At 61.2% G+C, this 24,072-nt stretch carries 24 protein-coding genes; 12 read left to right on the top strand and 12 right to left on the bottom strand.

What is annotated here, in order from left to right; genetic code table 11:
- Positions 1-68: 68 nt before the first annotated feature.
- Positions 69-1,871 (bottom strand): NAD(P)H-hydrate epimerase, encoded by a 1,803-nt coding sequence (locus EDD52_RS10425; RefSeq protein ID WP_132244630.1) that lies wholly within the window; start codon positions 1,869-1,871, stop codon positions 69-71.
- A gap of 269 nt (positions 1,872-2,140) precedes the next feature.
- On the opposite strand from EDD52_RS10425, the gene EDD52_RS10420 reads away from it, so the two are divergent.
- The 8 genes from EDD52_RS10420 (at position 2,141) to EDD52_RS10385 (ending at position 10,477) form a co-directional block, all read left to right on the top strand.
- Positions 2,141-2,479 (top strand): P-II family nitrogen regulator, encoded by a 339-nt coding sequence (locus EDD52_RS10420; protein WP_132244628.1) that lies wholly within the window; start codon positions 2,141-2,143, stop codon positions 2,477-2,479.
- Between the two features lie 107 nt (positions 2,480-2,586).
- Positions 2,587-3,993 (top strand): type I glutamate--ammonia ligase, encoded by a 1,407-nt coding sequence (gene glnA / locus EDD52_RS10415; protein WP_132244626.1) that lies wholly within the window; start codon positions 2,587-2,589, stop codon positions 3,991-3,993.
- Positions 3,994-4,184: 191 nt separating this feature from the next.
- Positions 4,185-5,000 (top strand): lytic murein transglycosylase, encoded by an 816-nt coding sequence (locus tag EDD52_RS10410; RefSeq protein WP_132244624.1) that lies wholly within the window; start codon positions 4,185-4,187, stop codon positions 4,998-5,000.
- 271 nt (positions 5,001-5,271) lie between these two features.
- Positions 5,272-6,483: a bifunctional alpha/beta hydrolase/OsmC family protein gene (locus tag EDD52_RS10405; protein ID WP_132244622.1), complete on the top strand. Its 1,212-nt coding sequence runs from the start codon at positions 5,272-5,274 to the stop codon at positions 6,481-6,483.
- A 132-nt stretch (positions 6,484-6,615) separates the two neighbouring features.
- Positions 6,616-7,917, top strand: coding sequence for an adenylosuccinate lyase (purB, locus tag EDD52_RS10400; protein WP_132244620.1), 1,302 nt, complete (start codon positions 6,616-6,618; stop codon positions 7,915-7,917).
- Between the two features lie 215 nt (positions 7,918-8,132).
- Positions 8,133-8,291: an adenylosuccinate lyase gene (locus tag EDD52_RS10395; RefSeq protein ID WP_132244618.1), complete on the top strand. Its 159-nt coding sequence runs from the start codon at positions 8,133-8,135 to the stop codon at positions 8,289-8,291.
- Between the two features lie 92 nt (positions 8,292-8,383).
- Positions 8,384-9,451 (top strand): flagellar motor switch protein FliG, encoded by a 1,068-nt coding sequence (locus EDD52_RS10390; RefSeq protein WP_132244616.1) that lies wholly within the window; start codon positions 8,384-8,386, stop codon positions 9,449-9,451.
- 99 nt (positions 9,452-9,550) lie between these two features.
- Complete coding sequence (locus EDD52_RS10385; RefSeq protein ID WP_165907512.1) at positions 9,551-10,477, top strand: lysophospholipid acyltransferase family protein; 927 nt, start codon at positions 9,551-9,553, stop codon at positions 10,475-10,477.
- Here the strand turns inward: EDD52_RS10385 and EDD52_RS10380 are convergent.
- Positions 10,441-11,136 (bottom strand): DUF1223 domain-containing protein, encoded by a 696-nt coding sequence (locus EDD52_RS10380; RefSeq protein WP_132244612.1) that lies wholly within the window; start codon positions 11,134-11,136, stop codon positions 10,441-10,443. The genes EDD52_RS10385 and EDD52_RS10380 overlap by 37 nt on opposite strands.
- A gap of 299 nt (positions 11,137-11,435) precedes the next feature.
- On the opposite strand from EDD52_RS10380, the gene acnA reads away from it, so the two are divergent.
- Together acnA and EDD52_RS24270 are read left to right on the top strand one after the other, a co-directional pair.
- A complete protein-coding gene (acnA, locus tag EDD52_RS10375; RefSeq protein WP_132244610.1) occupies positions 11,436-14,207 on the top strand; it encodes an aconitate hydratase AcnA in 2,772 nt (923 codons plus the stop codon).
- A 224-nt stretch (positions 14,208-14,431) separates the two neighbouring features.
- Positions 14,432-14,566, top strand: coding sequence for a hypothetical protein (locus tag EDD52_RS24270; RefSeq protein WP_279389264.1), 135 nt, complete (start codon positions 14,432-14,434; stop codon positions 14,564-14,566).
- Positions 14,567-14,621: 55 nt separating this feature from the next.
- On the opposite strand, the gene EDD52_RS10370 is transcribed toward EDD52_RS24270, so the two are convergent.
- The 10 genes from EDD52_RS10370 to yajC all read right to left on the bottom strand — a co-directional run bounded on the left by EDD52_RS10370 (position 14,622) and on the right by yajC (position 21,531).
- Positions 14,622-15,161, bottom strand: coding sequence for a DsbE family thiol:disulfide interchange protein (locus EDD52_RS10370; RefSeq protein ID WP_243651895.1), 540 nt, complete (start codon positions 15,159-15,161; stop codon positions 14,622-14,624).
- Positions 15,154-15,312, bottom strand: coding sequence for a heme exporter protein CcmD (ccmD, locus tag EDD52_RS10365; RefSeq protein WP_207906011.1), 159 nt, complete (start codon positions 15,310-15,312; stop codon positions 15,154-15,156). The genes EDD52_RS10370 and ccmD overlap by 8 nt, the downstream gene beginning before the upstream one ends.
- The gene (locus tag EDD52_RS10360; RefSeq protein WP_132244606.1) at positions 15,309-16,058 is read right to left on the bottom strand and encodes a heme ABC transporter permease; all 750 of its coding nucleotides are present in this window, start codon (positions 16,056-16,058) and stop codon (positions 15,309-15,311) included. The genes ccmD and EDD52_RS10360 overlap by 4 nt, the downstream gene beginning before the upstream one ends.
- 42 nt (positions 16,059-16,100) lie before the next feature.
- Positions 16,101-16,757, bottom strand: coding sequence for a heme exporter protein CcmB (ccmB, locus tag EDD52_RS10355; protein WP_132244604.1), 657 nt, complete (start codon positions 16,755-16,757; stop codon positions 16,101-16,103).
- Positions 16,754-17,365: a heme ABC exporter ATP-binding protein CcmA gene (ccmA, locus tag EDD52_RS10350; protein ID WP_132244602.1), complete on the bottom strand. Its 612-nt coding sequence runs from the start codon at positions 17,363-17,365 to the stop codon at positions 16,754-16,756. The genes ccmB and ccmA overlap by 4 nt, the downstream gene beginning before the upstream one ends.
- Before the next feature lie 106 nt (positions 17,366-17,471).
- The gene (locus EDD52_RS10345; RefSeq protein ID WP_132244600.1) at positions 17,472-17,825 is read right to left on the bottom strand and encodes an Mth938-like domain-containing protein; all 354 of its coding nucleotides are present in this window, start codon (positions 17,823-17,825) and stop codon (positions 17,472-17,474) included.
- An 11-nt stretch (positions 17,826-17,836) separates the two neighbouring features.
- Positions 17,837-18,589, bottom strand: a complete 753-nt coding sequence (locus EDD52_RS10340) for a TSUP family transporter (RefSeq protein ID WP_132244598.1) — start codon at positions 18,587-18,589, stop codon at positions 17,837-17,839.
- Positions 18,582-19,550, bottom strand: a complete 969-nt coding sequence (secF, locus tag EDD52_RS10335; RefSeq protein ID WP_132244596.1) for a protein translocase subunit SecF — start codon at positions 19,548-19,550, stop codon at positions 18,582-18,584. The genes EDD52_RS10340 and secF overlap by 8 nt, the downstream gene beginning before the upstream one ends.
- Positions 19,551-19,553: 3 nt before the next feature.
- Positions 19,554-21,215, bottom strand: a complete 1,662-nt coding sequence (secD, locus tag EDD52_RS10330; RefSeq protein WP_132244594.1) for a protein translocase subunit SecD — start codon at positions 21,213-21,215, stop codon at positions 19,554-19,556.
- Positions 21,216-21,249: 34 nt separating this feature from the next.
- Positions 21,250-21,531: a preprotein translocase subunit YajC gene (gene yajC, locus EDD52_RS10325; protein ID WP_132244592.1), complete on the bottom strand. Its 282-nt coding sequence runs from the start codon at positions 21,529-21,531 to the stop codon at positions 21,250-21,252.
- 235 nt (positions 21,532-21,766) lie between these two features.
- On the opposite strand from yajC, the gene EDD52_RS10320 reads away from it, so the two are divergent.
- Positions 21,767-23,317, top strand: a complete 1,551-nt coding sequence (locus EDD52_RS10320) for a pentapeptide repeat-containing protein (RefSeq protein ID WP_132244590.1) — start codon at positions 21,767-21,769, stop codon at positions 23,315-23,317.
- Between the two features lie 83 nt (positions 23,318-23,400).
- Complete coding sequence (locus EDD52_RS10315; protein WP_165907511.1) at positions 23,401-24,009, top strand: trypsin-like serine peptidase; 609 nt, start codon at positions 23,401-23,403, stop codon at positions 24,007-24,009.
- Positions 24,010-24,072: the final 63 nt, after the last annotated feature.

Genomic DNA, 24,072 nt, shown 5'->3' with positions numbered 1-24,072 from the left:
CGCATAAATCAGGCGTAACGTCGGGCAATTTGTGGCACCGGCGCCTCTCTGACGGCACTGCGCGAATCTCAAGGCTGCAAGAGCGCCTTCAACACGCTTGGCAAAACCTCGGGCAAGTCCTCTGCGATAAGGCCCGGCCCAAAGCTGCGTGCGCATTCCACATGCAGCCATGCGCCCAGAATGGCGGCCTCGTGGGGCATATGCCCGCGCGCCATCACCCCGGAGATGAACCCGGCCAATACGTCGCCCGCACCCGCCGTTGCCAGCCAAGGGGCCGAACGGTCATAGACTGCGGCATGCACCCAGGCGCGACCGTCCGGCAAGGCAACCACGGTATCCGCCCCTTTCAACAGAACCACAGCGCCGGATCGCTTCGCCGCATCGCGAACGGCATCAACCTTGGAATAGGCCGGACCACGCTCGGCCGACAGAGCCTCTCGGTAGGCCATCGCGGCGGCGAGACCTTCCTGAAGCGCTTCGCCGGTAAAGTCTTTCGTCGAGAGGAGTTTGGGTCGCTGCGGCCCGGCCAGCCGCGCCGAAATGTCGGGAAACAGCCGGGCGAACTCACCAGAATGCGGTGTCAGCACCACGTGCTTGCCCAGCCCCTGAAACGGGTTTTCTCGACGCGACAAGAGCGTCAGCGCATCGGCGTCCAGAACCAGCCGACGACCGCGTCCCAGATATGTGCCTTTGCCCGGCGGCGGCGCAGCCGCAAGCACAGCGTCGAGGCGTTCCTGCGCCCTGGCGTGAAGCCCCAGACCGGGCCCCAAGCATACCACCCCTATCCGGTCATCTTCCAGCGTTTCGGCCAACTGGTCGGCATTGTCTTCGACACGCAATATCAGCGCAGTAATCTGTGCGGCCACTTCCGGGGCCGCGTCCCGTGGCGCGGACAAGGTCACCAGCCCCGCCCCCATACGCAACGCCCCGCGCGCCGCCAGACGGGCAGCACCCGTCGCCCATCGATCGCCCGTCAAGACAAGCACATGACCATGGTCGAATTTATGACCCCGGATTTTTGGGCGTAATGTTGGGCGGCTGTGAACATGGGGTTCGTCAGGCCCGTTGGGCATTGGCGGCACCAGTTGAAGCCGTGGCAACCGCAGACCTCTCCCATCCGCATTCACGCTCCTCCATTTCGTCAGGCCGATATCCCTCACCACCAATTGCCCGCACAGCTCTGGCCCATGGGCAAGAAAATGCCCGGGCTTCGGCGTCTCGAAGGTCACGGTCAACCGCGCGTAAGGTGCCAGCGAGGAAAACGGCTCTGGTTCCGGGCAACCCAGCACTTTACCACTGTCCGAACACAGGCCCGAAGGCACATCCACCGCAACCATGCGCGGTTGGAAATAACCATGATCACCCCCGCTTCCCGCCAGATAGGACAGCAGCTCTGCCAGCTCCCCTTCGGGCGGACGGGTCAGGCCAGTGCCGAAAACGGCATCGACATATAGATCCGCGTCTCTGGCACTGCGCAGGCCATCACGATTCAGGGGAAGGATATCACCGACCTCCTTCCACCGGCTTCGGTTCGTTGCAGCATCGGGCGGCATCTTTGTCGTGTTCTCTGGCGCGAGAACGTGCACCTCCCACCCGCGCTCTTTCAGCAGCCGCGCCACGACGAATCCATCGCCGCCGTTATTTCCCGGTCCGCACAGCACCACGGCCTTTGGCACCCTCCCCCCTTCTTGCTGGTGGGCTGGCCCCCGATCTGACAACGAAGCCTGCGCAAGGTCAGACCACTCCTCGAAGATCGCATCGACGACGCCCCGGCCCGCGCGTTCCATCAACTCAAGCCCCGTGACCTCCCCGCTGGCCATCGCGGCCTGTTCAATTTCGCGCATTTGCGCAGCAGTCAGCAGCTCGGTCATGGCGATAATTTCCTTTCCGCGGCATTTCCGCGACGATATGCGGCCCGCTCCTGTTATCCATTCTATATGGGATGAGAGACAAGTGGGCCGCGTGAACAGCCAGAAAGATGTCAGGTTTTCATTCTGCACTCTTATTGTGCATGGCGCACAAAATTTGTACGCTCATATGCGCCGCCCGCCTGAGAATCAGGCAGTTGCATCGAATCCGATTGAGGCCGGTTGCGCCGCGTGGTCAGACGCTTGCAACACCTGATGCGAGGGAGATCCAGATGAAGAAAATCGAGGCGATCATCAAGCCGTTCAAGCTCGATGAAGTGAAAGAGGCCCTTCAGGATGTAGGCATCCAGGGACTGAGCGTGATCGAGGTCAAAGGCTTTGGGCGCCAGAAGGGCCACACGGAACTTTATCGCGGTGCCGAATATGTCGTCGACTTCCTGCCCAAGGTGAAGATCGAGGTCGTTCTTGATGACGATCTGGTGGATGGCGCCATCGCTGCCATCGTGGACGCCGCCAAGACAGATAAGATCGGTGACGGAAAGATCTTTGTCAGCCCTGTCGAACAAGCCATCCGCATCCGTACCGGCGAGACCGGTTCCGACGCGATCTGACCCCGCGGCGGGGCCATACCCTGCCCCCGCCCTGTCCCCCAAGATATTCCAACGGTTGAGAGATCCCGGCTCAGGGCCGGGATGCGATAAGAAAAGGACAACTCAACATGAGCAACGACGCACTTCTCAAGACGATCAAGGACGAGGACATCGCCTATGTCGATATCCGCTTCACCGATCCGCGCGGCAAGCTCCAGCACGTGACGGTCGTTGCAGACCTGGTCGACGAAGACTTCCTTGAAGAAGGCTTCATGTTCGACGGATCGTCGATCGCGGGCTGGAAATCCATCGAAGCCTCCGACATGAAGCTGATGCCCGACACGGAAAGCGCCTATATCGATCCGTTCTACGCGGAAAAGACGCTCTGCATCCACTGCTCCATCGTCGAACCCGATACCGGCGAAAGCTACGAGCGTGACCCGCGCGGAACCGCCGAAAAGGCCGAGGCTTACCTGAAGTCCTCCGGCATCGGCGACGTATCCTACTGGGGTCCGGAAGCGGAATTCTTCCTGTTCGACGACGTGCGTTTCTCGAACTCGATCAACAAGGTTTCCTACGAGGTCGACGCGATCGACGCCTCCTGGAACACCGACACCGAATACGAGATGGGCAATACCGGCCACCGTCCCGGCATCAAGGGCGGCTACTTCCCGGTCAACCCGATCGATGACGGTCAGGACATCCGCGCAGAGATGCTGTCCACCATGAAGCGCCTTGGCATGAAGGTCGACAAGCACCACCACGAAGTGGCGTCCTGTCAGCACGAGCTGGGCCTGATTTTCGGCACGCTGACCCAGCAGGCCGACGAGCTGCAGAAATACAAATATGTCATTCACAACGTCGCGCAGGCTTATGGCAAGACCGCAACCTTCATGCCCAAGCCGATCTATGGCGACAACGGCACCGGCATGCACGTGAACATGTCGATCTGGAAAGACGGCAAGCCGCTCTTTGCAGGCGACAAATATGCGGACCTGTCGCAGGAAGCGCTGTATTTCATCGGCGGCATCCTGAAGCATGCCAAGACGCTGAACGCCTTCACCAACCCGTCGACCAACAGCTACAAGCGTCTGATCCCGGGTTTCGAGGCTCCTGTTCTGCGCGCCTACTCCGCGCGCAACCGTTCGGGCTGCGTTCGTATCCCGTGGACCGAATCGCCCAAGGCAAAGCGCGTCGAAGCGCGTTTCCCCGATCCCTCGGCGAACCCCTACCTGTGCTTTGCGGCCCTGCTGATGGCTGGCCTCGACGGGATCAAGAACAAGATCGATCCGGGCGAAGCCATGGACAAGAACCTCTACGATCTGCCCGCCGAAGAGCTGGAAGGCATCCCCACCGTTTGCGGCTCGCTCCGCGAAGCGATGGAGGCCCTCAAGGCCGATCACGGCTTCCTGCTGGCCGGTGACGTGTTCACCAAGGACCAGATTGACGGCTACATCGCGCTGAAGATGGAAGAGATCGAGCTGTACGAACACACGCCCCACCCGGTCGAGTTCGGCATGTATTACAGCTGCTGATCCGCAGCCACGAAAATTCCGGAAAGGGCGTCCTTTGGGGCGCCCTTTTCGCGTCATGGCGCCCGTGTCACTCCGCGCCGCCTCCGCGATGTTCCGCCCATGTGGCTGCGGGCGACGTAGCTTCCCCCTTGGCCGCTGATGGCTCTGCGGGTAGTGTCTGCGCTACCAGTTGTATAATCCGGAGGCCGTTTATGCGCCCGATCCTGTCTGCCCTGTTCCTGTCGCTTCTGACGGCTTCGCCGGCCCTCGCCGCGAATTGCATCACCAACAAAGGCAACTTTGGTGCCTACAAGCAGGCCCTGAGCCAGCAGGCGGCGTCTAACGGAGTCGGTCAGCGCGGGCTTCAGGCGCTGGGTGCCGCGTCGTTGTCGAACCTGACCTGGAAATTCGAAAGCAACCCCGCCAGTCAAAGCGGCGTGTCTTACGGTGATCCGGCCGCATTCCTGGCAAAGCGATCCGGCAGCTCGGCGCAGAATTTCATCGCCATGGCCCGGTCAAAGAAAAGCAAGAACCCCAACACCTTTGCCTCGATCGAGCGCAACTACGGCGTGCCCGGCGATATTCTGGTGACGATCTGGGGGCTTGAGACAAGCTGGGGCGGCTACCTCGGCAAGACCCCCATCGTCGATGGCGCGGTCACGCTTGCCTCTTACTGCCGCCGCCATCCGCGTTTCGAAGGCAGCGCAGTTGCGGCGCTGAAGCTGGTGGATCGCGGCGTCATCACATCCAACACACGTGGCGGTCCTTCGGGCGAGTTGGGACATATGCAGTTCCTCGCCGAAAACTGGATTCGTTACGGTGTGGACGGTAACGGCGACGGCAAGGCCGACCCCTATAATGCTGTCGACGCACTTGCGTCGGCCGCGAACATGCTGCGCCAGAACGGCTGGCAGCCCGGCCAGCCTTATGGTGAGGGCACGCGCAACTTTCAGGCCCTGTCTGCCTGGAATGACAGTGGCAACTACCAGCGCGCGATCGTCTACTCGGCGCAGCGCATCGGCGGCTGACGCCCGTCTTGAAAACTTTGATAAACCGGCTGTTTATCCATTCCAAACAGCCGGTTACCATGACTATCGAATGTTCAGAATGAAGAGCCTGATGCGCGCCTTTGCTTGCTATCGCGCCGGGCGAGATATCAAGCCGAGCCAGAGGCGAATGGCTCACCCGCGCGCACACCCGAAAACACCAGCGCTCACCTTGGCGTGACAGCCGTGACACATCTCTGGCGCGAAGGCCCGCGCCTGCCTACCCTTTCGTCAACACCAGAAAGGAGCCGTCATGGCAACTGAACGTATCACATTTGCCGGTCATTCGGGCGACTTGCTCGCGGCACGGCTCGACATGCCCGAAGGCCCACATCTTGCCACCGCGCTTTTTGCGCATTGCTTCACCTGTTCCAAGGATATCGCCGCCGCGCGCCGGATTTCCGGCCGTCTGGCGATGATGGGGATCGCGGTTCTGCGGTTTGATTTCACCGGTCTGGGCCATTCCGGTGGAGAGTTCGCGAACACGTCGTTCACAACAAACGCGCGTGATCTGGAATTCGCCGCGACTTACCTGGCGGGCCGGGACATGGCGCCATCGCTGCTGATCGGTCATTCCCTTGGCGGTGCGGCCGTCCTGCGCGCGGCTGGCAAGATCGACAGCGTGCGCGCCGTTGTTACAATCGGCGCACCTTTCGATCCGGGCCATGTCACGCATAACTTTTCCGACGCGCTGGAACAGATCGCCAGCGACGGTCAGGCAGAGGTTGACCTTGGGGGCCGCCCCTTCACGATCTCGCAGGAGTTTGTGCAGGATGTCACGTCAGAACGGCTGGAACCCGCGATTGCCGGGTTGAAACGCGCGCTTCTGGTCATGCACGCGCCGCGCGACAGCGTCGTGGATATCTCGAACGCGACCCGCATTTTCACCACCGCCAAACACCCGAAAAGCTTTGTTACGCTGGATGATGCCGATCACCTTATCAGCCGCCCGCGCGATGCGGAATACGCGGCAGAGGTCATCGCCGCCTGGGCCGGGCGCTATCTTCACCTGCGCCCGCCTGCCCCGCCGCCCGGCGCACCCGAAGGCGTGATCCGCGTGTCCGAAGCCGATCAGTCAGGCTTCCTGCAGGATGTGCAAAGCGGACCGGATCATCACATGCTGGCGGACGAACCAAAGGCTTATGGCGGCAGCAATCGTGGGATGTCGCCCTACGGTTTCCTCGCCGCGGGGCTTGGGGCCTGCACGTCCATGACGATCCGCATGTATGCGCGGCGCAAGGGCTGGCCGCTTGACCATGTCTCGGTCGATGTGCGCCATGACAAGGTACATGCGCAGGATGCATCCTCGGGTAGCACCGACAAGATCGACACGTTCCGCCGCCGGATCACGCTGGAGGGCGACCTGACTGAGGATCAGCGCGCGAAGCTCTTGCAGATTGCTGACAAATGTCCCGTTCACCGGACGCTCGAACGCGGCGCCACCGTCGTGACAGAGCTCGCCTGATCGGGCAGCCCCCCCTGACCGCAGCGCGTCATCGCGGGCTGCGGCGCGGCGTCTGCGCTCAACTGCCTTGTGGGTCGGGCCGTCAGGGGCTAAACCGCGCGCAATCCCGCCATCAGCCAGGAAGGCCCGCCGATGATCCCCCGCTATTCCCGCCCCGACATGGTCGCAATCTGGTCGCCCGAGACCAAGTTCCGCATCTGGTACGAGATCGAGGCGCATGCCTGCGACGCTCAGGCCGAGCTGGGCGTGATCCCCAAGGCGAATGCCGAGGCGGTCTGGAAAGCCAGGGATGTGGAATTCGATGTGGCCCGGATCGACGAGATCGAGGCTGTGACGAAACATGACGTCATCGCCTTCCTGACCCATCTGGCAGAGATCATCGGCAATGACGAAGCGCGCTTCGTACATCAGGGCATGACCTCTTCGGATGTTCTGGACACCACGTTCAACGTGCAATTGGTGCGCGCGGCTGATCTGTTGCTGGCAGATATGGACAAGCTGCTGGAGGCGCTGAAACGCCGCGCGTTCGAGCATAAGGATACGGTTCGCATCGGTCGCAGCCACGGCATCCATGCCGAACCCACGACGATGGGCCTGACATTCGCGCGTTTCTACGCCGAGATGGACCGCAATCGCACCCGTCTGGCCACCGCACGCGACGAAATCGCAACCGGTGCAATTTCCGGCGCGGTCGGCACGTTCGCCAATATCGACCCGGCGGTCGAAGAACATGTCTGCGAAAAGCTGGGACTGAAGCCCGAACCGATCAGCACGCAAGTCATCCCGCGCGATCGTCACGCCGCGTTCTTCGCCGCCCTTGGTGTGGTCGGCAGCTCCATCGAGAATGTCGCGACAGAGATTCGCCACATGCAGCGCACCGAGGTTCTGGAAGCCGAAGAGTTCTTCTCGGCCGGTCAGAAAGGCTCTTCCGCGATGCCGCACAAGCGCAATCCGGTTCTGACCGAAAACCTGACCGGTCTGGCGCGTCTGGTGCGCATGGCCGTTGTGCCTGCCATGGAAAACGTAGCTCTTTGGCACGAGCGCGACATCAGCCACAGCTCGGTGGAGCGCAACATCGGCCCCGACACCACAATCACGCTGGATTTCGCGCTTGGTCGTCTGACGCAGGTCATCGACAAACTGGTGATCTATCCCGACAACATGCTGGCCAACATGAACAAATTCAAAGGTCTGGTAATGTCCCAACGGGTTCTGCTGGCCTTGACACAGGCCGGTGTCAGCCGCGAGGATTCCTACCGTCTGGTTCAGCGCAACGCGATGAAGGTCTGGGAAAAGGGCGCTGATTTCAAAACCGAACTCCTTGCCGACCCCGAAGTCACCGCAGCCCTGTCGCCCGAAGAGATCGAAGAGAAATTCGACCTTGGTTATCACACCAAGCATGTCGACACGATCTTCAAGCGCGTCTTCGGCTGATCCCGCGCATTCACTGATTTAAAAGGATCCTCCATTGCCTTGGTAATGGGGGATTTTTTGTGCCCTTCTGGCATCCACCCGTGATATGTGCCGCGTCTTTCGCCCCGCAAGGTGATAACGGGTTTTCCAGCGCCTCTTCGGGCTGGATGCGATGGCATTTTGTCGAAACGCGCGGCTGTGCTATTGTCTTTGTACAGTCCAGATGGAGGGTTGGTATGAAACTCAAGACAATTCTGGCCGCAGCCGCGTTGACAGTGGTTCCGGCATTGGGCGCATGGGCGGCATGCTCTGGCCACAGCGAGGCGATGTCCTGCGCGCAGGGCACGGTCTATGACAGCGCGACAGGCACCTGCGTGAAGCAAGTCACCGGCTGACACTGGTTTTTCCTTCGCCGTTCAGCCTTTGTTCACACCAGTCGGGTTAGCTCCGGTTTATACCGGAAACACTCGGCCGAGGTCCTGAGCGGATGACGAACCAGACACAGATTGCAACATTGACCCCGCCTGCCGCCATTCCTCCGGCGGTGACGGGTCCGATCCTTACGCGCCGACAAAAGGCTGCGATTGTCGTTCAGTTCATTCTGAACGAAGGGGCAGATGTGGCCCTGACGACCCTTCCCGAAGATCTGCAGGCCTCTCTTACCCAACAGCTTGGTGCGATGCGCTACGTTCAGACGGATACGCTGAACGAGGTGCTGCGCGAATTCGCGGATGAGCTTGGCGGCGTCGGGCTGAGCTTTCCCAAAGGGATTGCAGGGGCGCTTTCTGCCCTAGATGGCAAGATCAGCGCCCAGACCGCGCAACGCCTTCGCAAGGAAGCAGGCGTGCGTCAGGCAGGCGATCCCTGGACCCGTATCGCTGCGCTCTCTGCCGACGAACTGGCCAAGATGCTGGAGGCGGAAAGCACAGAGGTTGCCGCTGTCGCTCTGTCCAAAATCGAGGTGACCCGCGCGGCAGAAGTGCTGAGCAAGCTGCCCGGCGCTCAGGCGCGACTGATCGCCTATGCCGTGTCCCAGACGGGTTCGGTCACGCCCGATGCTGTTGACCGGATCGGGCTCAGCCTCGCCAGCCAGATCGACAACAAACCGGAACGCGCCTTCGACGCCGCGCCAGAGAATCGCGTGGGCGCAATCCTGAACGTGTCTCTCTCCATGACCCGCGACGACGTGCTGAGCGGGCTTGACGAAGCCGACAGCGCGTTTGCGCAGGCCGTGCGGAAAGCCATCTTCACCTTCGCCGATATCCCGGCGAAGATTGCACCGCTGGATGTGCCCCGGATCCTGCGCGATACCGATGCAGACGCGGTGACCACGGCGCTCGCCTTTGCTGCAAGCTGTGGGATGGAGGCGGCGCGCGACCATCTGCTCGACAATCTCGGGAAACGGATGTCCGAACAGCTTCGTGAACAGATCGAAGAGCGCGGAACCCCTAAACGCAAGGATGGGGAAGAGGCGATGAATGCCGTTGTCGCCAGCGTTCTGGGCCTTGCATCAGCCGGAGATATCACATTGATCCAGTCAGAGGAGGAGGGCTGAGAGCCACCCGCCCTTTGCAACTCTGCCGCCCGGCGCTTGTGATCGCGCCTGCTCCGGCCTATGTCTCGGCATGTCTCAGCAAGGAAAGCGGCGACGGACGTGGCACAGAAAACAACATCCGATAAAGCCGGGGGCACATTGGGCGACTGGCTCGTTGACCGCGCGCTGCGGATGATGATCGGGACTGCGCTGCTCTTGCCCTTGCGGCTGCGGCTGTGGGTGATGGGGCGGTTGATCAGCCACGTGGTCGCCCCGCTTGCCGGGTACCGCGAGCGCGCGATGGCCAATCTTGCCCATGTCTGGCCAGAGATGCCAGAGGCCGAACGCAGGCGCATTGCAGACGCCGTGGCGGACAATGCCGGGCGCACCATGATCGAGAATTACGACGTGAAGGGTCTTTTGCGCCGCATGTCCGACACGCCCGTGCAAGGCCCCGGATATGCCGCGGCCCAGAAGGCGCGCGACGAGGGGCGACCGGTCGTGTTCGTCACCGGGCATTTCGGCAATTACGAAGCTCCCAGGGCCGCGCTCGTCGCCCGGGGGTTCGAGATTGGCGGGCTTTACCGTCCGATGTCCAACACCTATTTCAACGCCCACTATGCCGCCAACATGCATGCGCTGTCCGGTCCGGTTTTCGAACAAGGCCGCCGCGGCACGATGGGCCTGATGCGTCACATCAGGCAGGGTGGCATGGGCGTTTTGCTGTTCGACATTTATGACAGCTCGGGAACGGCTATTGATTTCATGGGCCGCCCTGCCCCGACTGTCACCTCCGCCGCCGATATCGCGCTGAAAACCGGCGCTTTGCTGATCCCCTTCTTCGGCACAAGGCAGCCTGACGGGCGCAGCTTTCATATAGAGTTCGACGTGCCCGTGCCACATGGCGATCCGGTAGAGATGATGCGGCAAGTGACCCGCGCATTGGAGGCCCGCGTTACGGCGCATCCAGAGCAGTGGTTCTGGATTCACCGCCGGTGGAAGCCGAAACGTCAGCGCAAGCGGGCAGCAGCCAAAATGGGGCCATGACCGGCGCTTTGCACCAGAACGACAACAGGCCGCGCATCCCCCAGTGGAAGACGGGCCTTGTAGACGCCCTTGCCATCCCAGCGTCCCAGCACGCGCCAGTCGGTGACAATATTGTGGTAGGTCAGCGTGCGCCCGGCATTCTCGCCACGTTTGATCGCCACGGACTGTTCAGGCTCATACCGCACGAGATGAATTTCTGCCGCACCGGCAGATCCGACGGCACGCGCCTGAATGACCAGCTCTCCACCGCGACGTGACAATTCCAGCGCGACCGGCAGGGTTTGCTTGCGGTGTTCAAGGATCAGGTCGGAAACATCCATCCGGCGATTGCCAACGACATCCTCGGCCCCCTGCACGATCATCTGCGGCGTATAGATGGTGCGATGGCCGGCGGCGGCCGCATATGCCTTTTGCCGTTTCGTGAAGGCCGATTTGGCAAAGATGTCCTTCCAGCCGATGTAATCCCAATAATCGACATGCAGCGCCAGCGCGATCACGTCGTCGCGTTTGGACAGTTCCCCAAGCAATACGTCCGCAGGGGGGCAGGACGAGCATCCCTGTGATGTGAACAGCTCGACCACCACAGGATGATTCTGAGCCGTAGCTGCACCTGCCAACGCGATCCAAGCCGTGACGATCCAAACCAGCAGTTGTTTCATACGGTATTCATTCCTGTTCGAAGCCTTGACCTGACTAGAACGATCTGACTGAAATAACCAATCAAGGTTTTGCGAGAGTGGGTGAGCGCTGGTTTGATATCAGGCCCCGGATGAACTGCCCGCACACGCCCCGGACGGCCCGGAAACCCAGGCAGAAGCTCTTTTCTTGATCGCTTGAGCGTTTTTTGGTGTGCAATGGTATACATAACGCCGCACCCCCCTTGATTGCATGGCCGGGTTAGGGCAGATAGCGGGCAGCAACACCCCTTATCACCCGCATTATGCAAGGGAGGCCAAACATGCCCATCACAGTCGGTCAGGACACAGCCAAGACGCGCAAGACGCTGTCTGTCGGCGACCAGTCCTTCGCCTATTACTCGATCCCCGCCGCCGAAGCGGCCGGGCTTGGCGACTTTTCGAAACTGCCTGCCGCGCTGAAGGTCGTGTTGGAAAACATGCTGCGCTTCGAGGATGGCAACACCGTCACCGTCGACGACATCAAGGCCTTCGCCGAATGGGCGCAGACGGGTGGCAAGAACCCGCGTGAGATTGCCTACCGCCCTGCCCGCGTGCTGATGCAGGATTTCACCGGCGTTCCGGCCGTGGTCGACCTTGCCGCGATGCGCGACGGCATCAAGAACCTTGGCGGCGATCCGCAGAAGATCAACCCGCTGAACCCAGTTGATCTGGTCATCGACCACTCTGTCATGATCGACGAGTTCGGCAACCCGCGCGCCTTCCAGATGAATGTGGACCGCGAATATGAGCGCAACATGGAGCGTTACACGTTCCTCAAATGGGGCCAGACCGCGTTCAACAACTTCCGCGTTGTGCCCCCGGGCACCGGCATCTGCCACCAGGTGAACCTGGAATATCTCAGCCAGACCGTCTGGACCGACAAGGACCAGAATGGCGACGAGGTGGCCTATCCCGACACGCTCGTCGGCACTGACAGCCACACCACCATGGTCAACGGCGCGGCCGTTCTGGGCTGGGGTGTTGGCGGGATCGAGGCCGAAGCCGCGATGCTGGGTCAGCCGATCTCGATGCTGATCCCCGAAGTTATCGGCTTCAAACTGACCGGCCGCATGGTCGAAGGCACCACGGGCACCGACCTTGTTCTGAAGGTCGTGGAAATGCTGCGCGAAAAGGGCGTGGTCAGCAAATTCGTCGAATTCTACGGCGAAGGTCTGGATCACCTGCCGCTGGCCGACCGTGCCACCATCGCCAACATGGCGCCGGAATATGGCGCGACCTGCGGCTTCTTCCCGATTGACGACGAGACCCTGCGTTACCTGCGCAACACCGGCCGGGCCGAGGACCGCATCGCGCTGGTCGAGGCTTATGCCAAGGAAAACGGGTTCTGGCGCGGCGCGGATTACGCTCCGGTCTATACCGACACGCTTGAACTGGACATGGGCACCATCGTACCTGCCATCTCTGGCCCCAAGCGTCCGCAGGACTACATCGCGCTCGACAAGGCGGCCCAGACCTTCGGCGAATACGTCAAGGGCATCCGTGCCGGCCAAGATGCAACCCCGAAGGAAGAAGTGCGTTGGGAAGGTGAAGGCGGCGCGCCCGAACCCGTGGACATCCCCGGCGACGAGGGCCACCACAAGCGCGGCTTCGTCAAGACGGACGAGCATGGCTACCAGCTGCATGACGGCTCGATCGTGATCGCTTCGATCACCTCCTGCACCAACACGTCGAACCCTTACGTGATGATCGGCGCGGGTCTTGTTGCACGCAAAGCCGCGGCCCTTGGCCTGACGCGCAAGCCCTGGGTCAAAACCTCTCTCGCCCCCGGCAGCCAGGTCGTTTCGGCCTATCTCGAAGCTGCTGGCCTTCAGGAAGACCTCGACAAGGTCGGGTTCAACCTCGTGGGCTATGGCTGCACCACCTGTATCGGTAACTCCGGTCCGCTGGCCGAGGAAATCTCGAAGTGCATCAATGACTATGACCTGATCGGCACCTCGGTCCTGTCGGGTAACCGCAACTTCGAAGGCCGGATCAGCCCGGACGTGCGCGCCAACTACCTGGCCTCCCCGCCGCTGGTTGTGGCCTATGCGCTGGTGGGTGACATGAATGTCGACATCACCACCGAAAGCCTTGGCAAGGACAAGGACGGCAACGACGTCTACCTCAAGGACATCTGGCCGACCTCCAAGGAAGTCGCCGACCTGGTCGAACAGACCGTGACCCGCGAGGCGTTCCAGTCCAAATATGCCGACGTGTTCAAGGGTGACGAAAAGTGGCAGGGCGTCGAGGTTCCCCAGCAGGAAACCTATGACTGGCCTGCAACCTCGACCTACATCCAGAACCCGCCCTACTTCCAGAACATGAGCAAAGACCCCGGCACGATCTCGAACATCGAAGGTGCCAAGGTTCTGGCGCTTCTGGGTGACATGGTCACGACCGACCACATCAGCCCTGCCGGTTCGTTCAAGGACACCACCCCCGCAGGCAAATACCTGCTGGAGCGTCAGGTGCCCGTGCGCGAATTCAACTCCTATGGCAGCCGTCGCGGCAACCACGAGGTGATGATGCGCGGCACCTTCGCGAACATCCGCATCAAGAACGAGATGCTGGACGGGGTCGAAGGCGGCTACACCAAGGGGCCTGACGGCGAACAGACGTCGATCTTCGATGCGGCCATGGCTTATCAGGAGGCTGGCACCCCGCTGGTCATCTTCGGTGGTGAGCAATACGGCGCGGGTTCCAGCCGTGACTGGGCGGCCAAGGGCACGGCCCTGCTGGGCGTCAAGGCGGTCATCGCTGAAAGCTTCGAGCGTATTCACCGGTCCAACCTGGTTGGCATGGGCGTCGTTCCGTTCGAATTCACTGGCGGCGACACACGCAAATCGCTGAAGCTTACCGGTGACGAGACGGTTTCCATCTCCGGTCTGGACACGATCACGCCGCTTCAGGAAGTGCCCTGCACCATCACCTATGCCGATGGTACGGTGAAGGAAATCACGCTGAAGTGCCGGATCGATACCGCGATCGAGATCGAATACATCGAACATGGTGGCGTTCTGCACTACGTGCTGCGCAACCTCGCCGCCTCCTGATCCGTCAGGGACTGCCGCGCCGCGCGGCAGGGTGACAAGACAAGAAAGGGTGCGTCACTCCGGTGGCGCACCCTTTTGCTTTCTGCCTCGATTGTCACCGCTCAAGGCCCCCAAATGCGCGATTCTCCGCTACACACAGCTTCGTGACGCGCAAGCGCGGGCATTCCCCCTTATGTCTTTTGCTGCAATGCCCCACCTGAAGGGCAGACAAAGAGGCAGAAGACATGAAAAACCTGATCACATTCGCACAGATCATCGCGCTGAGCATACTTGCCGTCTACGGCGCGCAGGCGGCCAGCAAATCGCCCCCCGCCTGCCCATCGCTGAGCGCGGCGGAACATTGCGCGATCTCGCGCTAAGCCGCGTGTTCGGGATCCCCGGATGAAGCGAAAGTGTGACCCGGCAAACAGCGGGTCAGTCGGCCAGAGCGTCTTTCAGCTTTGGCGCGAAGCGGTTCTCATAATCAGACCCCACCAGCGGCCCGGCGAAGCGGAAGAGCACCGTGCCATCGCCGTCGACGATGAACGTCTCGGGCGGCGCGGTCACGCCCCAGTCGATGGCCGTGCGCCCCTCGGGGTCGAAGGGGACGGCAATGAACGGGCTGTCAGCCTCTGACAGGTATTTCAGCGCGTCCCCCGGCTGATCCTTGAAATTCACCCCGACAATGCGCATTCCCTGTGCCTCCAGCTCCAGCAGCTTGGGATGTTCGGCGCGGCATGGCGGGCACCAGCTCGCCCAGAAGTTCACAAGCGTGACCTCTCCGGTGGCAAGCGCGCCGGGCTCCAGCGCGGGATAGCCTTCCAGAGCGGTTTGCGTGATCGCAGGCGCAGCTTGCCCGATCCGGGTGGAGGGCAACCCCTGCGGATCCTCCCGGAACATGCCAACATAGAACAGCACGGCCAGCCCGGCAAAAATTGCCGGCGGCGCGATCATCAGCGGCGAGACTTTAGCCACGGTTCTTACCTCTTGCTTCAACCCGGTCGAGCTCTGACTTGATCCTGCGGGCGCGCCAGATGCTGACGGCGACCAGCGCCACGATCAGCAAAAGCGACACCGCATAGGATGACAGAACGACATCTGCATATTTCCCGAGATCCGGCATCAGCTCATCCTTTCGCGGGCAAGCAGCGCGCGTGTCCGCCGCGCCCGGATTTCCGTTTGTGTGCGTAAAAAGACCAGCGCGATGAACAGCAGCACGAACCCGGCGATGGAGACGAAAAGAGGCACGGCAAAGACATTGCTGACACGCTCTTCGGTATCGCCCGCAAGCGCCCCGGCCCGCATGACCGACGCCCCCTGGTGCAGGCCCTGGTTCCAGAAATTCACCGCATAGCGGCTGATGATCGCAAAAACCGACCCTACAAGGCACAGGATAGAGGTCAGATCGGCGGCGGTGTCATCATCCTCGATCGCGGCCCAAAGCGCCATGTAGCCGAGATAGAACAGGAACAGGATCAGGAAAGATGTCAGCCGCGGATCCCATTCCCACCAGGTGCCCCACATCGGCTGGCCCCAAAGTGCCCCGGTGACCAGTGCGATCACGGTCATCACGGCGCCCACAGGGGCAGCGGCGCGGGCGGCCAGCGCGCTGACATGGTGGCGCCGCACGATCCAGATCAGCGAGGCCACGAGCATCATCAGCCAGGCGTTGATCGCCATCAAAGCGGCAGGCACGTGCAGGTAGATGATCTTGACGGTGGACCCCTGCCGGTAATCGTCAGGTGTGAAGAAGAACCCCCAGACCAGCCCCACGACCAATGTTACCACGGCCGCGGCTGACAGCCAGGGCAGCACCCTGTCGGTGGTCCGGATGAATTTCACCGGGTTCGCATATTCCCAGATAGAGGCCATGCCTCCTCCCACATTGGTTCCGCAGCCGTCCTAACAGATGGCTCAGCGCAGGTTAATCCGCAACACTGCCGCAGAGGCAAATGGCAATAGCGCGATCACGCCAAATGTGATCCCGGCAAGCATGGTCAGGGGCGTGGCAACGTCCAGCCCGGCTGCCCCGCGCCGCGCGACCTCTGCCCCGAAGATCAGCGTCGGCACGTAAAGTGGCAGGACCAGCAGCGACAGCAAGAGCCCGCCGCGCTTGATCCCAACCGTCAGGGCCGCGCCGAACGTCCCGATGACCGAAAGTGCAGGCGTGCCCAGTAGCAAAGAGACTGTCACCCACAGATAGCCCGGCCCCGGCAGGTTCAGCAGGACGCCAAGCGCGGGCGCCACCAGCACCAGAGGCAGGCCGGTGGTGATCCAATGCGCCAGCGCCTTGATGCTGACGATGCCTTCCATCGGCAGGGGCGCGGTGGCCAGCAGGTCGAGGCTGCCATCCTCCCAGTCGAGGGCAAGGATCCGGTCCAGCGACAACAGGCAGGCAAGCAGCGCGCCCAGCCACAGGATGCCCGGCGCGATCTGCCCCAGCAGGCCGCTTTCCGGCCCAACACTGAAGGGTACAAGCACCGTCACGATCAGAAAGAACGCAAGCCCAAGGCCAAAGCCGCCGCCCGCGCGCACGCCAAGCCGCAAATCCCGGAGAAGCAGCGCGATCACAGGAAAGCCTCGTCTGCTTCGGGTGCGCGCCAGACTGCGCGATAGGGCGAGACATCCAGCACATCCGCATCCAGCCCAAGGTCAATATGGGTGGCGATCAGCGCAGAGCCTCCCTGCCCCAGATGCGCACGCACAGCCGCCGCGAACAGCGCGACAGAGGCGGCATCCAGCGACACGGTCGGCTCGTCCAGCACCCAGATCGCCCGGCCTGTCACCATCAGCCGGGCCAGACCCAGCCGCCGCTTCTGCCCGGCTGACAGCGTTCCTGCCAACCGGTCTGTCAGCCCCTCAAGATCGAAGGCACGCAATGCGGGCGCGATATCGCCGGTGCCAAAGACAGAGGCCCAGAATAACAGGTTTTCGGTGACGCTCAGCATCGCCTTGAGCCCGTCGGCATGAGCGGCATAGGCGATGTCCTCGCCACCGCCCTCGACACGCCCGGCAAGTGGCGGCTGCAACCCGGCAACAGTGCGCAGGAGCGTCGTCTTGCCCGACCCGTTTGGCCCCCGCAAGATCAGGGCGGAGCCGGGCGCAAGCTCAAAGCTCAGCCCTTCGAGGACAGCGACACCGCCCCGCGCCACGCTCAGATTCTGTGCATGCAATGTCATGACAGCGGGCTTAGTTCATTGGGGACGCGCGCAAAAGACGCCAAATGCACGCAGATTTCAAAGCCCGTTATCCTGTACACGCCCCGCGTTTCGCCAGCGCCCCGGTTCAGACCGGCAGGGCGGCCATGGCCACGCGGCGGCCTTCGGACAACAACACGTTATATGTCCGGCAAGCGGAAGAGGCGCTCATCACCTCGACCCCAAGTCCTGCCGCTTCCAGCTCTTCCCGCATGTCGGGCGGAAGATGCCTGACCTCGGCTCCGGTGCCGACGAACAGTACATCGATTTCGCCAGCAAGCTTCAGCAATGGGGCGCGGTCGTCATACCCGCCCCAGCCCTGTACTCCCCCGCCGCTCAGAATGACCGGCCCCTCCACAACCTTGCCGCCGATCCGAAAATATCCCGGCCCATAGCCCTCGACAGGTTGGGCGTCGGTGAAAACGATTTCGTTCAGACGCATGTCTTTCTCCTTCAGTCGAACAACGGAAGACCGCTCAGCACAGCGAGGGCGATGACCCCATAGGCCACGCCTCGGTACAACCGCTCAAGTTCGGGTCGAAATAATGCCTGTCCCAGCGTGAGGGTCAAGAGAAACGGTATGCAGAGCACCCCTGACATTACGACAACCGGCCAGGTTACCTGCCCCGATACCGCCAAAGCCACGACCAAAGCGACGTCAAGCGCCGCAAGAAACAGGATCATATTGGCGCGCATCGTGGCGGCACTGCGCCCGCCGGCAAGGTTGAACAGGATCATGACCGGCCCGGTCAGCCCCGTCATGCCGCCCAGAAGGCCAGCGGCAGCCCCCACCGTGGCAAGCCCACCCTTGTTAAGCTGGCCAGAGTAGCGCCATCCGGCACACACGGCCAGAAGCGTGCCCGCCGCCACGAATGAGACGAACCAGCGCATGAGCACCTGATCAAGCCGTGTCAGGGCGTAAACGCCCACCGGCAGGGCCAGAAGTGCTGCGAAAACGACGAACCCGATCTCGGCCCGGTCGGCATCATGCCAGGCGCGGGGCACCAATGCGGCCACGGTGACCAGACCGGTCAGGACAAGCACGACCACAACCTCTGGCAAGGGCAGGAATTGCGCCGCGACCGGCACGAAGATCAGCGAGGACCCGAAACCGGCAAAGCCGTGCACAAGCCCCGCCATTGCAATTGCCAGGACAACGAAGACCAAGCCCGGCGTCGCCAGAACCTGCGTCAGCGTGTCAGGCATCAATATCCGCGAATTGCGTTCCCGCCTTGCCGTCCGTCTTGGACCAGTCGCGCTTTACCCCCAGCCGCAGCAGGATGGCGGAGGCGACGAAGATCGACGAATAGGTCCCGACGACCACGCCCCAGATCATCGCGAAAACGAAGCCACGGATCACGTCCCCACCAAGCACGAAGAGCGCGATCAGGGCGATCAGCGTGGTGATCGAGGTCATGAATGTCCGGCTGAGCGTTTCGTTGATTGAAAGATTGAGAACGTCTTTCAAATCCTTCTTCTTGTAGCGGCGCAGGTTTTCGCGCACCCGGTCGAACACCACAACAGTGTCGTTGAGCGAGTAGCCGACAATGGTCAGCAAGGCAGCGATGATGGCCAGATCAAACTTGATCCCCACTTCGGAAAAGACACCGATCGTCAGCACGACGTCATGCACCAGCGCGATCACCGCCCCAAGCGCAAACTGCCATTCGAAGCGAAGCCAGATGTAGACGAGCACCGATACGATGGCCAAAGCCACGGCGATCACGGCTGTCTGAATAAGCTCGCCCGACACTTTCGGGCCCACCGATTCCACCGAGACGAATTTGATGTCCGGGGCAACTTCGGCCAGCGCCGCCTCGGCAGCGAGAATCGTCTCGGGCGCGACGCTGTCCGTGTCATCCTGCGCCTGAATGCGGACCATGGCGACGTTCTGGTCGTCACCAAAGCTGGGGTCGAAAACTTCGGAAATGGTGACATCGCCAAGCTCCAGCCCGGCCAATGCATTGCGATACGCACCGACATCCACGCTTTGTTCGCTTTGCGTCCGGATCGTCGTACCGCCGCGGAAATCAATGCCGTAATTCAGCCCGCGCAGACCGAAGGACAGCATCGCAAGCACGATCATCACGACAGAGATGCCCAGCCACAATTTGGGGCGGCTGAAGAAATCCCAGTTCGTTGTCTCGGGTACCAGTCTCAGGCGCATGGGTCAGACCTCGATCGTCTTGGGGCGACGGCGTTCGAACCACATCACCACCAGAAGGCGGGTGACGAAGATCGCGGTGAACACGGATGTCAGGATACCGATGCCCAGCGTGATGGCAAAGCCACGCACCGGGCCAGAGCCCATGGCGAACAGGATGACGGCCGTGATGAAGGTGGTGATGTTCGCATCGGTGATCGCCGACAGCGCCTTTTCATAGCCAAGCTCGATGGCCCGCGCAGGCCCCTTGGCGGATTTGAGCTCTTCGCGGATACGTTCGAAGATCAGCACGTTGGCATCGACCGCCATCCCGATGGTCAGCACGATCCCGGCAATGCCCGGCAGGGTCAGCGTCGCCCCGATCAGGCTGAGCAGCCCGAAAAGAAGCCCGACATTCACCAGCAGTGCGATATTGGCGAAGATCCCGAACAGGCCGTAGCTGAGGAACATGAAGACCAGCACGGCGATGAAGGCGACGATACAGGCGATCTTGCCCGCGTCGATGCTGTCCTGGCCAAGCTCTGGTCCGATGGTGCGTTGCTCAAGAAAATTGAGCCCGGCAGGCAAGGCCCCTGCCCGCAGCAGCACGGCAAGGTTGGTCGATTCCTCGACGGTGAAATTGCCGGTGATGATGCCCGATCCGCCGGGAATATGGCTTTGGATCACGGGCGCGCTGATGACCTCGTCATCCAGCACGATGGCAAACGGGTTGCCGATATTCTGGGCGGTATATTCGCCGAACTTGCGCGCACCGGTCGGGTTGAAGCGGAAGTTCACGGCGGGCCGGCCGTTCTGGTCAAAGGCGGGCTGCGCGTCGGTCAGCTCTTCCCCGGTCACGACGGGGGCGGATTCGAGCGTGTAGTACAGCCCGTCCTCGTCCAGCGAAGGCAGCACTTCCTGCCCCGGCGCGACAGAGGCGTCGGGATCGGACCCGCGCCCGACAACCGGCTGGAAGGTCAGCTGCGCGGTGGTGCCGATGATCTCGATCAGCTCTTCGGCAGACCCCAGCCCCGGCACCTGGATCAGGATCCGGTCGGCGCCCTGACGTTGGATCGTGGGTTCGCGCGTGCCCACCTCGTCAATACGTCGCCGAATGATTTCAAGCGATTGCTGCATGGTCCGCTCGTCCATCGCCGTCCGTTCGGCCTCGGACAGGGTGACGATCAGCACATCCCCCTCGCCCGACACGTCAAGATCGCGCGCGCCTGCGGCGGTGATCGACGTGATCGGCTGAGACAGCTCGCGCGCCACTTCGATGGCGCGGGCCATCCCTTCGGGCCGCGAGATCTTTACCCGCAGGGCGTCATCATCCGAGGGTTGCAGACGGATCGTGCCGACCTCTTCGCGGGCATCGCGCAGGGCGTTGCGCAGCTCGGGCCATGTCGCTTCCATCCGGGCCTGGTAAACATCGGTGACCTGAACCTCGGCCAGCAGATGCACACCGCCCCGCAAATCAAGCCCCAGATTGACCAGGGACGATGGCAGGAAAGACGGCCAAGCCCCTGATTTCTGGACAAGTTCCGGGGTCTCGCCCTGAACCTCTATCGCCGTGACGGCATCGTTATGCGTCTCGACGCGGTTGTAGAAGGCGTTGGGCATGGCCAGAAGCAGGCCAACGGCACAGACTGCCCAGATCAGCACGCGCTTCCAGAGGTCGATTTGCAGCATCAGGCCGCTCCGTCAAGGGGATATGTTGGGCAGATCAGGTGTTCGCAGGTTCGGTCTTGGACAGCACCTGAGCGATGGTCGACTGCACCACGCGGACCTTCACGCCCTCGGCCAGTTCAACTTCCAACTCGTTGTTTTCCTTGACCTTCACGACCTTGCCGATCAGCCCGCCCTGGGTCACGATCTGGTCCCCGCGACGCAGCGCCTGCACCATTTTCTGGTGATCCTTCAGCTTCTTCTGCTGGGGACGGATGAGAAGGAAATACATGATCGCGAAGATCAGGATGAGAGGGAGGAACTGCGCGACGGCGTCCATGGGATGCTCCTTAATGGCAAAACGGGGGCACCCCCGCAAATTCTGGCGGAACCTATGTGCGAACGGGTGCGGATGCAAGGCGGCATGATTGATGCCTTTTGTGCTTTTTGTACGCCCGATATGTACAAAAGCCCTCTGCCCCCCGAAATCCCCCACATTGCCGCCAATGCGCGACAGGGCTAGGCTGCCGAAAAGCCGCCCGAGGCGCGAAATTTTTGGCGAAGGAAATTGATCTGTGATTGAGTTCGGAACCGGCGAAGTCTCAATTGTGTCATCGGCGTTCTGGGGGGCAGCGGCTTACGGCGGTATTGTACTGGCAATCCTCGTGGTAACGACGCTTCTGTTGCAAGTTGGCAGTCCTGAACGCAAGCCCTTTGACAGTTTGCAAACCCGTCTGGGAGTCGCGGGAATTCCACTTGGCCTGTTCTTGATCGTTTCACTGCTTTGGCTTGCAATCTTGTTGATCTTAGTCGCTGGCCTGTTCGGGCTGATTTGGCAGATTCTCTGGGAAACAGTTCCAAACAAAGGCGAAACGACTTCCGTATGGGAATGGCGCTTCTTACTGGTGCAACTCACGGCATTAACCACCGTGTTGGGCGCCGTCGTTGCCTTTCCGCTAACACTCGGTCGGCTAAAGCTAACGAGAGACCAGACCAAGACTTTGGAAGAACAGAAGGAGATTGCGGTTCAAGGCCATATCACCGACCGGATCAACAAGGCTGTTGAAGGTTTGGGTGCCAGCAAAGAGGTCAACCGGCTGGGCCGGAACATCCTCTATACGCTGGACGGAGATATGCACCGGGATTTCGAATGGAAGGATGCGCCTATAAAGTTACATCGCGGAGCGGCACTAGACGCCGAGAACACCCTGAATTGGACAAACGTCGCACTTTCGGAGCCCAACCTCGAGGTGCGTATCGGTGCGATCTATGCACTGGAACGCATCGCAAAGGACAGTCACGACGATCACATCAGCGTCATGGAAATCCTCTGCGCCTACATCCGTCACAATGCACCTAAGACAGGCGTAAAGCCGCTTGACCAATTGGTGACCCCAGAATTGGCCAAGAAGTCCTTTAGAAAAATCCGCAACGTGACAACCCATTGGCTAAACGCGCGAGGAAAACCGCGTAGTGACATTCAGACCGCGCTTACGGTCTTGGGCCGCCGAACACTTGTACAAAGGGAATTAGAGAAGAGCTTCTCTGCCAACCAAGGGCCCGTAGGTTTCAGGCTCGATCTTAGAGGCTGTGATCTAAGCAACGCACAGCTTGACCGAACTCACTTCGATTATGCCCTTTTTGAAGGGACATTGCTGGACGGGGCATCTTTTAAGGGTGCCGAACTACGCAGTGCAGGTCTGCGAGATGCATCCCTTATCGCTACCGAGTTTTCTGGAGCAGACCTTTCAGAAGCTTACCTGATCGATACGCCGCTAACGCTAGCGCGATTTGAACGCGCAACGTTGAAAAGGACCAAGCTTGTCCGTGTGCATCTTGACCAGACCAACTCGTGTAAAGGCTGCGACTTCACCGGTGCGGGATTAGCATCAGCAAGTTTGCCCGCCCAAGAGCGCAAAGCATGGAAGCACAAAGTTTTTGAAGGAAAAATTGAGAACCGAAATAGTTCGTGGGGATACAGATCATTAGTTGATGCTGAAAAAACCGGATGGAGAGCTTTCGAGGTGCGTTGGGGTATTTGGATGGACAGAAATGGGTATAAGAATGTCCACTCGCGACCACTACTCAAACATCACGATCGACGAAAAATCATCGAGGCCACATAGCCATGGTGAAATTTCGGCATGTAAATTGCATTTTCACAAACTTAATCTTTGCGGCCACGTGGTTACTTTTTGGCGGGCAGGCATTGGCCGAGTTGCCGGCCTTGCCGCTCGAGGATCATGCCGATTGGCAGGCCGTGGGGCGGGTCAATCAGGGGGGCTTTAACCGGCGGGCGTCGTGCTCTGGCACGTTGATCGAGCCGGATCTGGTGCTGACGGCGGCGCATTGCGTGATGAAAGGCGACGGCAGCGTGCCTCTGGACCGGCTGCATTTTGTCGCAGGTTGGCTGGGCGGAGAATATGCCGATCATGCCAAGGCCGCGCGGGTGCGGGTGCATCCGGGCTATGCGTTCACCCCCGGCCCTGACGATATTGCGCTGATGTGGCTGGAGCGCCCCTTGACGGTTGCGCCGCTGCCCGTCGCGTCGCCTGTCTGGGCGCAGGCGGCGATGCTGGGCTATCAGGACACGCGGCCTCACCGGCTGGGCGCGCGGTTTGATTGCGACAGGCTGAGCCGGGCGCAGCTGTGGCTGGGCTGTCCGGCGCGCAGCGGCAATTCCGGCGGGCCGATCCTGCAACAGATCGACGGGGAATGGCAGGTGGTGGGCGTTGTGAACGGCACCAACGGGCGGGCCAGCATAGGCGCGCCCGTCACCATCTGGGTACTGGTGCAGATGGAAACGGGTCTGGAGTGACGGGCCGTGCCGGGATGCAGCCTTTGCCGGCGGCAGGCTTTGCGAAACCCCGCCGAAACCAGC

Origin of the sequence: Primorskyibacter sedentarius (assembly GCF_004342065.1) — a bacterium.
Classification (GTDB): domain Bacteria; phylum Pseudomonadota; class Alphaproteobacteria; order Rhodobacterales; family Rhodobacteraceae; genus Primorskyibacter; species Primorskyibacter sedentarius.
Note: the sequence above shows the minus strand (reverse complement) of the source record. Positions and strands in the feature narration are given on the sequence as shown.